Consider the following 14,109-nt stretch of genomic DNA (forward strand, 5'->3'; position numbering starts at 1 on the left):
GTGATATCTATATCCCAAGAAGACCGCCCTCCTATTACTGAGGAGAGCGGTCTCTTCATGAAACAGCTTAAATAGCCCCGGCAGCCGCAGCCGCCGGGACTATCTCCCGATTCTTAAGTTAAATGATCCGTCTGTAGACCATGAAGAAGATCATGGCGATCAGGACAACCATCAGCAGCAGGCTCATCGTCCACAGCTTGGCTGTATAAGCCGATACATCACGGTTCTCGCGGATTCCCGCTGCAGCCAGACGCAGAGGCTTGCCCATAATGCCTCCGAGCGCAAACATAGCCAGAAGCAGCACAACAACAACAACCATCCATGCCACCGAATAATCACCCTGGCTCATCATGTAGCCGCCGGTCAGCAGCTGGATAACCAGTCCGTACTGGGCAAAGCGGTTAAAGCCGGTGACAGCACTAAGCGTCCCTTCTTTGGCCGGAGCAGACAGCTTCTGCGCCCCGCTTAGAATAAACGGCAATACCAGATAGAAGCCAAGCGCCAGAGTCCCGATCATATGTAGAAAATACAGAAAACGGTCCATCCTCTACCTCCTCTATTAGTCGCTGTGATATATGTTACATACTAATTATAACTGACTATGCGCTGCAAGAAAAGAAACCGCCTATTCTAAATGTATATTGAATCGTTTTTGTGATCCGGGCGGAATCAGACATTGACAGCGGAAGTAACCGCGCGAACGGAATCCGCTGACTGATCAAGAGCGGCCTTCTCCTCAACAGTAAGCTCCAGCTCATAGATTTTCTCAATACCATCCGCACCAAGCAGTGCAGGAATTCCCATGAACAGGTTGTCGTAGCCGTATTCACCTTCGAGCAGGGCAATTACCGGAATAATCCGTTTCTTGTCCTTGAGGATTGCTTCTGTCATCTGCACAAGGGATGCCGCCGGTGCATAGTAAGCGCTGCCGTTGCCGAGCAGGCTCACAATCTCTCCGCCGCCTACGCGGGTGCGCTGTACGATCTCGGCAATCCGCTCCTCCGGAATCAGCTTATCTACCGGAATACCGCCTACGCTGGAGTAGCGTACGAGCGGAACCATATCATCCCCGTGGCCGCCGAGCACAAAGCCGCGCACGTCCTCCACAGAAACATTAAGCTCCTGGGCAATAAAGGTGCAATAACGCGCCGTATCCAGCACCCCGGATTGTCCGATTACGCGGTTTTTGGGAAATTCAAGCGCATTGTAGGCCACGTAAGTCATCGCATCCACCGGATTGCTAAGGATGATAACAATCGATTCAGGAGCAACGCGCTTGATATTCTCGCAGACCGATTTCACAATACCTGCATTGGTATTCACCAGATCATCCCGGCTCATTCCCGGCTTGCGGGCAATACCTGCTGTAATAATGACAATATCCGAATCTGCCGCATCATCGTAATTGGAGGTTCCAGTGATCTGGCTGTCGAACTTCTGGACCGGACCGGCCTCAAGCATGTCCAGCGCCTTGCCCTTTGTCGGATTCTCCAGCTGGGGGATATCGAGCAGCACGACGTTGCCGAGCTCCTTTTGGGCAAGCATAAGTGCCGTAGTAGCTCCGGTAAATCCGGCGCCTACAACAGTAATTTTATAACGTTTGATAGCCACAGGGGGACCTCCTGAATTTTAATTTAATTTTTATTTATAGTCCTTCTCGCACAAAACGGGCCTCGGAAGCATGCAGCTTCCTCCGGCCCGAACATTATGGATTGCAGATTACAGGTGTTTGATAATTTCGTCAGCAAAGGCTGAGCATTTCAGCTCTGTCGCGCCTTCCATCTGGCGGGCAAAGTCGTAAGTTACCGTCTTGTTGTTAATTGCAGTAGTCATGCCTTTGTAGATCAGGTCAGCCGCTTCCTGCCAGCCGAGATGTTCAAGCAGCATAACGCCAGATAGGATAACCGATCCCGGATTCACAACGTCCTTGTCAGCATACTTTGGAGCGGTTCCGTGAGTCGCCTCAAAAATCGCATGTCCTGTCACGTAGTTGATGTTCGCTCCAGGTGCGATGCCGATACCGCCGATCTGTGCAGCCAGTGCGTCAGACAGGTAGTCCCCGTTCAGATTCAGTGTAGCAATAACATCAAAGTCAGTCGGGCGGGTCAGGACCTGCTGCAGCGCGATGTCCGCGATAGCATCCTTGATGATAATTTTGCCGGCAGCTTCTGCTTCCTTCTGGGCCGCATTTGCTGCCGCTTCGCCGTCCTTCTCTTTAATTACATCATACTGGTTCCAGGTAAACACCTTGTCGCCGAACTCCTGTTCAGCCACTTCATATCCCCAGTTCTTAAATGCGCCCTCAGTAAATTTCATGATGTTGCCCTTATGCACCAGGGTAACGCTCTTGCGTCCGTGCTTGATTGCATACTCAACTGCAGCGCGCACAAGACGCTTGGAACCTTCGGAGGATACAGGCTTGATACCGATACCGGAGGTCTCCGGGAAGCGGATTTTGTTAACACCCATTTCCTTCTGGAGGAACTCAATGACTTTCTTCACCTCTTCAGAGCCTTCTTTATACTCGATGCCGGCATAAATATCCTCTGTATTCTCACGGAAAATAACCATATCCACAAGCTCAGGATGCTTAACCGGTGAAGGCACGCCGTCAAAATAACGTACCGGACGCAGGCACACGTACAAATCCAGCTCCTGGCGCAGCGCCACGTTCAGTGAGCGGATTCCCCCGCCAATCGGGGTTGTCAGCGGTCCCTTTATCGCTACGATATACTCACGGATTGCTTCCAGCGTATCATTCGGCAGCCATTCACCATATGTATTGAAGGCTTTCTCGCCGGCGAACACTTCGTACCAGGCAAGCTTTTTCTCCCCGCCGTATGCTTTATCTACAGCAGCGTCCAGCACTCGCTTGGATGCTTTCCAGATGTCGCGTCCTGTACCGTCTCCTTCGATAAAAGGAATAATTGGATTGGCAGGAACCACCAGCTTGCCATCTTCAATCGTAATTTGTTCGCCTTCTGTAGGCAGATCGTACTTCTCGAGTTTCAACATTTGTGGGGATTCCTCCTAAAAAGTATAGTAGCGGCAGACGTCCTGAGGGAGCCTTCACCTGTAAGGCCTTACTAAAAACGTCTGCCGGGTTCACCGGTACTGCGTCGTCACTGTCACAGCTATAATTCTACTAAGGGGGGCTGCCGCCTGCAAGTCCCCTGAATTATCTCTCGTCTACCGGAACGTATTTCTGCTCCAGCATTCCCGTGTATTCGGCGCGCGGACGGATAATACGGTTATCCTCGTACTGCTCCAGAATATGCGCGGTCCAGCCCGAGGTCCGGCTAATGGCAAAGATCGGAGTGAACAGCTCGCGCTCAATGCCCAGCTGTGTGTACACGGAGGCCGAGTAGAAGTCCACATTCGGCTTCAGCCCTTTTTGCCCGGTGATCAGCTCCTCAATCTTAACGGACATATCGTAGAGCGTTGTATCATTCTGCATCGTTCCCAGCTCCTGGGACATCTTCATCAGGTGCTTGGCGCGCGGATCGCCGTTTTTGTATACGCGGTGTCCGAAGCCCATAATCTTCTCGCGCCGCTCCAGCTTACCGTTGATATACGGCTCAACCGCATCCAGACTGCCGATCTCCTCCAGCATCTTCATTACGGCTTCATTCGCACCGCCGTGCAGAGGGCCTTTGAGCGCGCCGATTGCCGAGGTTACACCGGAATAAATATCAGACAGCGTAGCCACAGTGACGCGGCTGGCAAAGGTGGATGCATTCAGCTCATGGTCGGCATGCAGGACAAGTGCTGCATCCAGCGCTTTAACGGATACAATATCCGGCTGTCTGCCCCATAGCATATAGAGGAAATTCTCGGCGATCGAGACGCCCTCCTTGGGAGCCACAGGCTCCAGACCCTTACGGATACGCGCCAGCGCGGCCACAATTGTCGGGACCTGCGCCTGCAGCTTAACTGCTTTTAATACATTGGCTTCACGGCTCATATCATCGGCGGCTTCATCGTACAGCGCAAGGCTGGATACGGCAGAACGCAGCGCGGCCATCGTGCTCGCTTCCTTGGGATAGAGCTTCATCTGGGCAATCACCTGCTCCGGGATAGGCGCAAAGGCGCTCAGATCACGCTGCAGGGTCTGCAGCTCCGGGGTTGTCGGCAGGTTACCGAACCACAGCAAATAAGCGGTCTCTTCAAAAGTCGCATTCACCGCAAGATCATCAATATCGTAACCGCGGTAAGTGAGTACGCCGTCCACAATCGAACTGATCGAGGAGGTTGTGGCGACGATGCCTTCCAGGCCTTTAGTAGCTGTCATAGTATATCTCTCCTTTGCCAACGAGGGTGTGCGAGCCGTTCCTGACATCATGAAAACATTTACAATTTGAAGGATAAAACATCACAAACCAGGCATTATTACCCCTTCCGGGGATTGCAACTAACTTTCGAAACAGAACCTTTAATTATCATACCGGATTTTGACGGTTATGTGAACAACGTGGGAGCTTTGTTCGGCATCAAATGATTTTATCGGAGGGATAGAAAAAAACATTCCGCCTTCCCGTTTCATGATAACGCTTTCAGTGTATATATAATACCCGTTTTTACTGTTCTGCGGCATTTAGCCATTTTTCATAGTCTGCGAATCTTACAGCTGAATATACATTAGACGAGCTGTTATTCGGCAGAAGCTCAGGCTGACAGGAGGGGTTGATAATGGATTCTCCGCTGGTAAAAAAAATGCTGCGCGGCCTGTGGGTCGTGCTCGCCGGAGCCGGCCTGCTGCTGGCTGTATATGTACTGCTGCCGCTGATCTATCCGCTGCTGGTTGCGTGGCTGCTTGCTTATCTTATCCACCCGCTGGTTCAGATCCTGAAAGGCTTCAAACTGCCGGGCTGGCTGGCTGTAGTGCTGTCGCTGCTCTTCTATATCGGCGGAACCGCACTCGTACTGACCGCCCTGATAACGCGGCTGGTCAAAGAGCTTATTGTACTTCTCCAGACCTTTGATCTGCATACCGGCGAATGGCGGGAGCTGCTGCTGTCACTCAGCCGCAATGCCAGTATTCAGAATATTATTAACCAGATCAACCAGTTTTACCACGACAATCCCGGTTATCACGCTACAATCGACAGTAATATTAACCGGACAACGGCGACTGTCGGCCAATTCGTAACGGAGCTGATTACCGGATTTTTTAATATGATCCTGAGACTGGTGTCGGCGCTGCCGAGCCTCGGTACAATTCTGGTTGTTATTGTACTGGCCGCATTTTTCCTCAGCACCGGGTGGGAACGCCATAATGCCAGGCTGACCAGCCTTCTTCCTGCTCCGCTGCTGCGTCCTGTGTCTAATATCTGGCAGGATCTGCGCAGAGCCCTGGTCGGTTATCTCCGGGCCCAGGCGGTACTGATCTCCGTTACTGCTGTTATTGTGATCATCGGCCTGCTGCTGCTCGGGGTCAATTCCGCCTTCGTAATCGGCCTGACCATCGGGCTAATTGATACTGTGCCTTATCTGGGAGTCGGCATCGTTATGCTGCCGTGGGCGCTGTACTCCTATATGACCGGAAATCTGGGACTGGCCGCCGGCCTGCTGGTGCTATACGGTATTATCCTCATTACCCGTCAGGTACTGGAGCCAAAGGTGCTGGCCAGCAGCATCGGGGTTGATCCGCTCTCCATGCTGATCGGCATGTTCGCCGGCCTGCAGCTGTTCGGCATGCCCGGCCTCCTGATCGGCCCGGTCGTACTGGTTGTGCTGGGTGCCTTCAGCCGAGCCGGTGTCTTCCGGGCACTGTACAGCTATATCGTGAGCGGCAAATTACATTAACGAACGCCTTGCTTTGTCCGAAACAAGTGAAAACGGCTACGCCGTCCTTATGAGGACGGTATCCGTTTCAGCGAGAAAGATAAGTAATATTTATTGCGTAAAGCATATAAATTCTTATTTTTTAAACAAAAACGCCCCTGCCGCAAATTGCGGCAAAGGCGCCATCACATAACCAAACTATCCCTGCATTCCAAACGGCAGCACCCTTACCTCCGGTAAAAGGTGAATGTGCCGTTTTTCATTTTTTTCTCAATCCATTTCAGCAGAAAAACCCGGTACAGCGGCCGGGTCAGCGGAAACACCAGTGAAAAACCGATTATATCCGTAACAAACCCCGGCAGAATCAGCATCAGTCCGCCGAAAAAAACACATAGGCCGTCCAGCATTGTCCGTCCCGGAACCTTACCCTCCTGCATCTGTACCTTACTGTCCTGCAATACCTTTTTACCTTCAAACTGCATCATGAGAAATCCGATCACCGAAGTGACCACCATAATCAGCAGTGTTTTGGGTGCACCGATATAACCCGCCACATAAATGAACCCGAATAATTCCACGGCCGGGATTACGAACATTGCAGCCCACAGCCATTTGTTTCTAATCATTATGCTCCTCCTTCTTCCCTCAGCGCCCCGGTTACGGCCTGGTACAGATCCGGCAATGCCCGGTCCAGCCGCACCGGCTTCCAATCCGCATTCAGCCATACGTGGGAGGTAGAGCCGCTGACCAGCAGCTCGCCGGATAGCGGCGGCATTGCATTCCGGATGTTACCGGAGCCCGCATTGCCGCCGGCTTCACCAGTCTCCTCCGTCAGCCGGCGGATTTCATATTCATATTCCACCCTCAAGGGTGAAAAGACGCTGAGCCGTGCATACACGACGATAAGATCATCATAGCGCGCCGGACTTTTAAATTGCAAATCTGCCGCGGTCACGGGAAGCAATACACCTTTTTCCTCAAGCGAACGGTAGGAAAAGCCAAGCCCGCGGAACATTTCGGTCCGCCCGCACTCAAACCAGCTCAGATAGTTCGCATGGTATACCACGCCCATCCGGTCCGTCTCCTGATACCGTACGCGGAATGCGGTGCTGTACCAGCGGCTGGCCGGGACCGGTTCACGTGATTTCATTATAATAAAAGCCCCTTTCCATAGTCACTTCTGCCATCCAGCAACCGGCTGCACTCAGAGACTCAGGCTATCTGGCGATACAGGCAGCCGGTCCTTGCGGCGCGAGCTTTTGGCTACGTAGAGCAGTAATACGGCTCCGACAGCGGCGCTCAGCATACAGGAGAGATTCATCAAGCCTACACCGCCCCTGCTAAGCAGCATGCCGTTCAGCAGATTACCGAGAATTCCGGCAAAGCCGGAGAAGACGATATTGAAGACACTCTGTCCTGTCGCCTGGATCTCGGAGGACGTAATCTGCGATACATATTCAACTGCAGCAATGTAAAAGAAGCCGAAGGACAATCCATGCAGCACCTGCACACCGATCATAACCGAAGGATACGGAAAGGCAACCTGAATCCCCCACCGCAGCACATAGATAAGCGCACCAAGCAGAAGCGTGCGTTCACGCCCAAGCCGGCGTATCACCTTGGAAGCATACAGCATGGACGGCACATTGCTGAAGGAGGCCAGAAACAGCGCGATCCCGGCATTGCTTGCCGAGCCGCCGACCGACTGGAAGGCTACGACAAAATAAGTGCCGAACGCCGCCATCGTCTGGTTGACCAGAAAGCAGCCGCCCAAAAAGGCCAGAAAGATCCGGTTGCTGAGCAGCTGCTTGACCCCCTGCGAAAAGGACTGGCTCATCATGTGGTTTTCTTCCGCCTGCTTCGGCAGGGTCATGGCAATTACGACCGCGACCGAGCTCAGTAAGAGAAAAGGCAGCCAGATGGTCGAGACCGTAAACCGCTCAATATACTGCCCGCCCGCATAAGCCCCTACGGCCGCCCCTATGCTCATCATCAGCCGGATGCTCCCGTAAGAGGAGCCAGCCCTGTTTGCCGCTGCAATGGCGTAAGAATCGGCGATAGGCGCCTGTGTAGAGGAGAATATGGTAGATACCGTATAAATCAGCAGCATAACGATAAAGTAATCGGACCGGTAAAACACTGCCAGCACCGCAGGTACAGCCACACTCAGAATCAGCACAAGACGACCCTGGTTATACCGGTCGGCAATGAGCCCCCATACCGGCTGAATACAAATGGCAATCAGGGTACCTGTCGCCATCATCATGCCGATCTGGCTGACATCCATACCCTTATCCTTCAGCAGCAGAGTCAGATAAGAGCCGAAGGAACCCCCGGCCAAGCCTAAAAAGAGATAGAAGCCGCGAAGCTTCAGCAGTTTTTCCATATGTGCAATAAGTCCTCTCCAATCCTTTTTAACGGATAACCCAACCTTTACGAGACTTCACCGCATTAAATAGAGCAGAACCTAAAAAAGGCGGTGGACAAGTGAGCACAGTTCATAGATTTCAGCGCAGTCAGCCCTGTCTTACAGACAAGACCCATACAGGCCGTAGCCGGATTACCGGGTTCGGCTGGACGTCGAGCAACTGGAGCGGATACGCCATCAAAGGCAAGAAAGGCGCCTTCCGGCGGATTTCAGCCGAGTGGACTGTTCCCTACGTAAAACCTACGGCTAAGCCGACTTATTCTTCAGCCTGGATCGGAATCGACGGCTTCAGAAACGGCAGCCTGATTCAGACCGGCACCGGTCACGAATCTGTAAACGGCACCGTCCATTACTATGCCTGGTGGGAGATTCTTCCCGAGGCAGAAACCGTAATTCCGCTACCCGTATCCCCGGGTGACCTGATGCGGGCCAGCATCGTTAAGCTCAGTCCAGGCAGATGGTGTATCCGGCTGTGCAACCTGAGCAAACGCTGGACCTTCCGCACTATCCAGCGGTACAACGGCCCGCAGACCTCTGCAGAGTGGATTATGGAAGCGCCGCAGGTAGGCGGCACCGTTGCCAATCTGGCCCGGCTCTCAAGCGTACATTTCCGCTGCTGCCGGGTAAACGGCAAGAGCCCCAGGCTTGTTCATGCGAACGGCGGCATCATGATCCAGAATAAGATTACCGTTGCCGTGCCTTCGAGCCCGAATGCCAAAGGTGATGCTTTTACCGTAAAACGCCTGTATCCCAAAGGTCTATCTCAAGCATACTTGAAACGTCCTGTCAGCATACGGACTCAAGCATCCGGCATACTCAAAAAACCCTCAATCAAATATAAACATTCATAGCCTTTAGATCAAGCAAAAAAGCAATGGCGGATTCCACCATTGCTTTTTGCTTATACCTATATCCGATTGAAGAATAGAAACGAAGCCTGTCCTAGTCGGCAGGAATCGTGTCCACTTTCACGAGGTTAGTGGAACCGGAACGTCCCAGCGGAATACCGGCAGTGATCACAACAAGATCGCCTGCTTTTACCAGACCGGAAGTTTTACCGCCTTGCAGTGCAGTTGCCAGCAGTTCGTCAGTAGTAGTAGCTTCTTTGCCGAATACTGGAGTTACGCCCCATACCAGAGCCAGCTGACGCATCGTTCTTTCCTGAGTCGTAACAGCGATGATCTGGGATTTAGGACGGTATTTGGAAACCACGCGTGCTGTGTGGCCAGTTACAGTCGAAGAGATAATAGCTTTAGCGTTCAGGTCCAGAGCGGAAATCGCTACGGATTGGCTGATAGCTTCAGTAACCGTTGTTTCTTGAGCGATCTGCTGCTTCATGAAGATCTCACGGTGGTTCAGGGCAGATTCCGCTTTCTCGGCGATGCGGGACATGGTCAGTACGGATTCTACCGGATATTTCCCGGCAGCAGTTTCACCGGACAGCATGATTGCATCAGTACCGTCGAAGATAGCGTTCGCTACGTCACTCGCCTCAGCGCGGGTAGGACGCGGGTTGCGCTGCATGGAATCCAGCATTTGGGTAGCTGTGATTACCGGTTTGCCGGCAATGTTACATTTTTTGATCATCAGCTTCTGAGCCAGAGGTACATCTTCAGCAGGGATTTCAACGCCAAGGTCGCCACGGGCAACCATCAGGCCGTCAGAAGCTGCCAGGATTTCATCAAGGTTGTCGACACCCTCCTGGTTTTCGATCTTGGAGATGATTTGGATGTGGGAAGCATTGTGCTTCTCAAGCAGTGCACGGATTTCCTGAACGTCGCTGGCTTTGCGAACGAAGGAAGCGGCGATAAAATCGATGTCCTGTCCGATCCCGAAAACGATATCGTTGGTGTCTTTTTCCGTAATGCCCGGCAGGGAGATGGAAACTCCCGGTACGTTAACGCCTTTTTTGCTCTTGATTGTACCGCCGTTAACAATACGGGTCTTGATTTCGGTGCCTTGAATGTCTACAACTGTAAGTCCGATAAGACCGTCATCGATCAGGATTGTTGATCCAACCGAAACGTCGTTAGGAAGGTCGCTGTAAGTGATAGAGATACGGTTCTGATCGCCAAGGATTTCTTCCGTAGTCAATGTCAGGTACTCGTCCTGCACCAGTTCAATCGGTTCTACTTCCAGCTTGCCTGTACGAATCTCTGGTCCTTTGGTGTCAAGCAGAATAGCAACGGTCTTGCCCAGTTCCTGGGAAGCCTGACGAATCGTTTTGATCCGGTTGCCGTGCTCTTCAAAATCGCCGTGGGAGAAGTTCAGACGGGCTACATTCATACCAGCCAAAATCAATTTTTTGATATTCTCCAACGATTCACTTGCAGGTCCGATCGTACATACAATTTTACTTTTCCGCATTAGGTTTTCCTCCGTTTTTTCGTTCTCTCTGTCTCACTTTTTCCAACTACAAAATCTACTATAAGGCTTAATCTTTGTATAGGAACTATGTCACATGCACCTTTTACTGCGCCCTAATGAATATTACTGCAACTTGGACACAAAATCAATGTTCCAGCGTCTTTTCCGTGTAATTTTACGTCGAATTTACGCAATCTGTCACGAAAATAAAAATCATCCTGCGTTGCCCGCAGGATGATTATCATGGTAATAAATGTATAATCCGGCATTGTGCAGCTTCGGACCGGAAAAGAGTACCTTATGTGTAAAAGTGCAAATGAAGCGGCCTTGCTACTCCACGCTTTGCACTTCTTCTTCAGGCAATTCAGACTCTTGGGAACCTTCCGCAAATTCACCGATTTTGCGGAATTTACGGTAACGGTCCTCCTGAAGCTCAGCGGCATCCAGACTGGACAGTTCCTGCAAATGACGCCATACCGCATCTCTGATGCTTTCTGCAGCCGCCTCATAATCATGATGCGCACCGCCCCTCGGCTCAGGAACGATCTCTTCAATGACTTCCATCTCAAGCAGGTCAGCGGCCGTAATTTTCATTGCTTCCGCCGCCTGCTCTGCTTTGGAGGCATCCTTCCACAAAATGGAGGCCGCACCGTTCGGCGAGATCGCCGAATAGATGGCATGCTCCAGCATCAGCACACGGTTGCCCACAGCCAGCGCCAGGGCACCTCCGCTGCCGCCTTCACCGATAATGACGCAGATGACAGGCACGGCAAGCATGGACATTTCATAAAGATTGCGGGCAATCGCTTCAGACTGTCCGCGCTCCTCTGCCGTATTCCCGGGATAAGCCCCCTTGGTGTCGATAAAGGTAATAACCGGACGGCCGAATTTCTCCGCCTGCTTCATCAGGCGCATTGCCTTACGGAAGCCCTCCGGATGCGCACTGCCGAAGAAGCGCTGAATGTTATCCTTGGTATCCTTGCCCCGCTGCTGCCCGACTACGGTAACCGGGCGGCCGTTGAGCTTGGCGATTCCGCCGACAACTGCCAGGTCATCACCGAACTGGCGGTCACCGTGCAGCTCCAGGAAATCAGTAAAAATCAGCCCGATCAGGTCAAGTGAGGTCGGACGTCCGTGATGCCTGGCCAGGTGCATTTTTTGGGGGGCCGATATATTGCTGTAAATTTCATCCGCCAATACGCGGTACCGTTCTTCAAGACGAAGGATTTCATCTGTAAAATCAATGCCCTTTTCTTCACCGAACTGCTTCAGCTCGGCAATTTTCTTGCGCATTTCTACCAGAGGCATTTCAAAAGGCAACTCTCCTGCCAACCTAAAATCCCCCTTTCACATCATGCAATTCAAGCAGCTTAATTAGCGTTGAGCGCATTTCCTTACGGTGCACTACCAGATCAAGCTGGCCGTGCTGAAGGTTAAATTCAGCCGTCTGGAAATCATCCGGCAGCTTCTGGCGGATGGTCTGCTCAATCACAATTCGGCCGGCGAAGCCGAATACGGCTCCGGGCTCAGCAATAATAATATCACCAAGGCTCGCAAAGCTCGCGGATACCCCGCCTGTTGTCGGGTCGGTGATAACCGAGATATATAATCCCCCGGACTCGCCAAAACGGGCCAGAGCCGCACTAGTCTTGGCCATCTGCATTAAGCTGAGAATGCTTTCCTGCATCCGCGCTCCGCCTGAGGTGGAGAAAATCAGCAGCGGAAGCTTCTTCTCCGTCGCTTCTTCCACCGCACGGGTAATCTTTTCGCCTACTACGGAGCCCATGCTGCCTGAGAAAAATTCAAAATTCATAACCGCGACAATGACAGGATGACCCCCAAGGGTCCCCTGGCCGGTAATTACCGCCTCTACTTGTCCGGTTTTGGAGCGCTGCTGCTCCAGCTTGGAAGCATATCCGGGAAACTGCAGCGGGTCCACTGATGTCATCTCACTGTCGAACTCAATGAAGCCTTCAGGATCAAGGGTCACCGCAATCCGCTCCAGCGCGTTCAGACGCATATGATGGCCGCAGGCCGGGCATACCTTGAGGTTCTTCTCCAGCTCTTTGCTGTACTGGATCGTACCGCATTTACTGCATTTGCTCATGAGCCCTTCGGGAATCTCCCGCTTTGGGCGTTCGCCTTCCGACGGTCCGCCGCTCCGCTCCAGACGTTCTGAAGGAATAGTCGCGTACTTCCGTTTTTTCTGAAATAAATCTTTGAACAAGGGTCGCACCTCTTCAGCCGTTTATTTGCGCAATTCAGCAGCATGCCGCTGTCACTACCGCACTTATACTTCATTGTATTTAGGGATGTAAAATCAGATTCAGGGCTTCCTGGACTTCCTCAAGCTCGCCGGAAGGAACCAGAATTTCAAACTGCTGCTTGGACATATTAATCGGACGGCACTTGACCAGAAATCCTTCTTCCGTCAGCTTGCTCTCAATCATATCCGCCACTTTGGCGGTTGGCGCTATATAAATTACCGTCCACATGCCCTGCAAGGCCTCCCTAATCTAAATTCCCAGCCGTATCCCGCGTATAATGGAATCATGATAACACAGTTTTCTTTTTTACCGCAACAGGAGTAAGACGGAGGAAGCATGACCAGGAGGCCGCATTCATCAGCTAACGGGTGCTCTATTATGTCGTACCCGTGACATGGGGATACACCTTCGCCCCTTCGTGACGGTGGGCAATCCGGGCCGATGCTGCAGCGGCAATGCCTGCTACCAGATCATCCAGGAATACATGGATTCTGCCCGGATCGTCATTCAGTGTGCCGATCACGCCGAGCTTGACTTTATCCAGATAGCCGAAGCTCGTTAGCCCGATCATGCCGTACACGCCGGTAATTCCAAGCGCCAGCGTCTCGTCCGCGCCGTAGAGCGATTCGTCCGCCTCCATCACCGCCTGCAGCGGCTGGGGAAGCATTCCCCTCTCCGCCAGCTCATCCAGGGCGACACCTGTCATAAGCGTGTACTGCACCTCTCTTTTGCCGAGCACCGACTTTACGCTGGACAGGCATTCTTCCTCTGTTAAATCCTGATAATACTTTGACTGCAAAATATATACGATCTCAGCGATAGACTTCAGCGTAACGCCCCTGCGTTCCAGCAGCTCTGTTGCCATTTGATAGGACATGTTGTCATTCCCCTTTCCGCACGGGACCGGGACCGTTCCCTGTGGTTTCCTAATGTATGCGGAAAAAGGCGGAAATGTTCTTATTTTATTCTTACTGTACCGGCTCCCAGCATCTCTTCAACCGCTGCGAACAGCTCCGGCGAAGGCTCGATCCGGTAGCTGTCGCTGAGCGCCAGCACACGCTGCTCGCGCTCATAGAACAGGAGAGTGGCTGCAGCCCCGGGATGGGTCTGCAGCAATGATTGCAGGCGCGAGAGCAGCGCCGGGTTCTCCGCATCCGGCGTGATCTTGATAAAGACACGCTGGGCGCTCCCCGCCGCGGCAGCCGCCGGACGCGGCGCCTCTTGCCGCGGCGCACCCGCAGGTGCGGCTGGCGGGGCTGCAGG

At 52.5% G+C, this 14,109-nt stretch carries 15 protein-coding genes; 2 read left to right on the forward strand and 13 right to left on the reverse strand.

Annotated features, from left to right (window positions below; genetic code table 11):
- Positions 1 to 118: 118 nt before the first annotated feature.
- The 4 genes from BN3772_RS23155 to BN3772_RS23170 form a co-directional block, all read right to left on the reverse strand.
- Positions 119 to 544 carry a hypothetical protein gene (locus tag BN3772_RS23155; protein ID WP_042202568.1) on the reverse strand — a complete coding sequence of 142 codons (426 nt, stop codon included), beginning with the start codon at positions 542 to 544 and terminating at the stop codon, positions 119 to 121.
- Positions 545 to 669: 125 nt separating this feature from the next.
- Positions 670 to 1,611: a malate dehydrogenase gene (gene mdh / locus BN3772_RS23160; RefSeq protein ID WP_042202570.1), complete on the reverse strand. Its 942-nt coding sequence runs from the start codon at positions 1,609 to 1,611 to the stop codon at positions 670 to 672.
- Between the two features lie 108 nt (positions 1,612 to 1,719).
- Positions 1,720 to 3,015: an NADP-dependent isocitrate dehydrogenase gene (icd, locus tag BN3772_RS23165; protein WP_042202571.1), complete on the reverse strand. Its 1,296-nt coding sequence runs from the start codon at positions 3,013 to 3,015 to the stop codon at positions 1,720 to 1,722.
- 163 nt (positions 3,016 to 3,178) lie between these two features.
- The gene (locus tag BN3772_RS23170; protein ID WP_042202573.1) at positions 3,179 to 4,291 is read right to left on the reverse strand and encodes a citrate/2-methylcitrate synthase; all 1,113 of its coding nucleotides are present in this window, start codon (positions 4,289 to 4,291) and stop codon (positions 3,179 to 3,181) included.
- A gap of 398 nt (positions 4,292 to 4,689) precedes the next feature.
- On the opposite strand from BN3772_RS23170, the gene ytvI reads away from it, so the two are divergent.
- Positions 4,690 to 5,805: a sporulation integral membrane protein YtvI gene (gene ytvI, locus BN3772_RS23175; protein ID WP_042202575.1), complete on the forward strand. Its 1,116-nt coding sequence runs from the start codon at positions 4,690 to 4,692 to the stop codon at positions 5,803 to 5,805.
- A 206-nt stretch (positions 5,806 to 6,011) separates the two neighbouring features.
- Here ytvI and BN3772_RS23180 read toward each other — a convergent pair whose 3' ends face one another.
- Genes BN3772_RS23180 through BN3772_RS23190 form a run of 3 tightly spaced genes read right to left on the reverse strand, consistent with a single transcriptional unit; the run spans position 6,012 to position 8,170 of the window.
- Positions 6,012 to 6,410, reverse strand: a complete 399-nt coding sequence (locus BN3772_RS23180; protein WP_042202577.1) for an FxsA family protein — start codon at positions 6,408 to 6,410, stop codon at positions 6,012 to 6,014.
- Entirely contained in the window at positions 6,410 to 6,934 is a 525-nt protein-coding gene (locus BN3772_RS23185; protein WP_042202578.1) for an acyl-CoA thioesterase, read from the reverse strand. Before BN3772_RS23185 ends, BN3772_RS23180 begins: the two co-directional genes overlap by 1 nt.
- Before the next feature lie 54 nt (positions 6,935 to 6,988).
- Complete coding sequence (locus BN3772_RS23190) at positions 6,989 to 8,170, reverse strand: MFS transporter (RefSeq protein ID WP_042202579.1); 1,182 nt, start codon at positions 8,168 to 8,170, stop codon at positions 6,989 to 6,991.
- A 101-nt stretch (positions 8,171 to 8,271) separates the two neighbouring features.
- Between BN3772_RS23190 and BN3772_RS23195 the strand changes: the two genes are divergently transcribed.
- Positions 8,272 to 9,063 carry a G1 family glutamic endopeptidase gene (locus BN3772_RS23195; RefSeq protein ID WP_042202581.1) on the forward strand — a complete coding sequence of 264 codons (792 nt, stop codon included), beginning with the start codon at positions 8,272 to 8,274 and terminating at the stop codon, positions 9,061 to 9,063.
- A gap of 91 nt (positions 9,064 to 9,154) precedes the next feature.
- On the opposite strand, the gene pyk is transcribed toward BN3772_RS23195, so the two are convergent.
- The 6 genes from pyk to BN3772_RS23225 all read right to left on the reverse strand — a co-directional run.
- Positions 9,155 to 10,579: a pyruvate kinase gene (gene pyk, locus BN3772_RS23200; protein WP_042174982.1), complete on the reverse strand. Its 1,425-nt coding sequence runs from the start codon at positions 10,577 to 10,579 to the stop codon at positions 9,155 to 9,157.
- 330 nt (positions 10,580 to 10,909) lie between these two features.
- Positions 10,910 to 11,911, reverse strand: a complete 1,002-nt coding sequence (locus tag BN3772_RS23205) for an acetyl-CoA carboxylase carboxyltransferase subunit alpha (protein ID WP_042202583.1) — start codon at positions 11,909 to 11,911, stop codon at positions 10,910 to 10,912.
- 1 nt (position 11,912) lies between these two features.
- Positions 11,913 to 12,806, reverse strand: a complete 894-nt coding sequence (gene accD / locus BN3772_RS23210) for an acetyl-CoA carboxylase, carboxyltransferase subunit beta (protein WP_042202585.1) — start codon at positions 12,804 to 12,806, stop codon at positions 11,913 to 11,915.
- A gap of 79 nt (positions 12,807 to 12,885) precedes the next feature.
- Positions 12,886 to 13,074: a hypothetical protein gene (locus tag BN3772_RS23215; protein WP_042174976.1), complete on the reverse strand. Its 189-nt coding sequence runs from the start codon at positions 13,072 to 13,074 to the stop codon at positions 12,886 to 12,888.
- 148 nt (positions 13,075 to 13,222) lie between these two features.
- Entirely contained in the window at positions 13,223 to 13,723 is a 501-nt protein-coding gene (locus tag BN3772_RS23220) for a phosphatidylglycerophosphatase A family protein (protein ID WP_042202586.1), read from the reverse strand.
- Positions 13,724 to 13,803: 80 nt separating this feature from the next.
- Positions 13,804 to 14,109 (reverse strand): hypothetical protein (locus BN3772_RS23225; RefSeq protein WP_042202588.1); only part of this gene is annotated, 306 nt, incomplete at its 5' end.

The organism is Paenibacillus camerounensis (assembly GCF_000723885.1).
Classification (GTDB): Bacteria; Bacillota; Bacilli; order Paenibacillales; family Paenibacillaceae; genus Paenibacillus_AQ; species Paenibacillus_AQ camerounensis.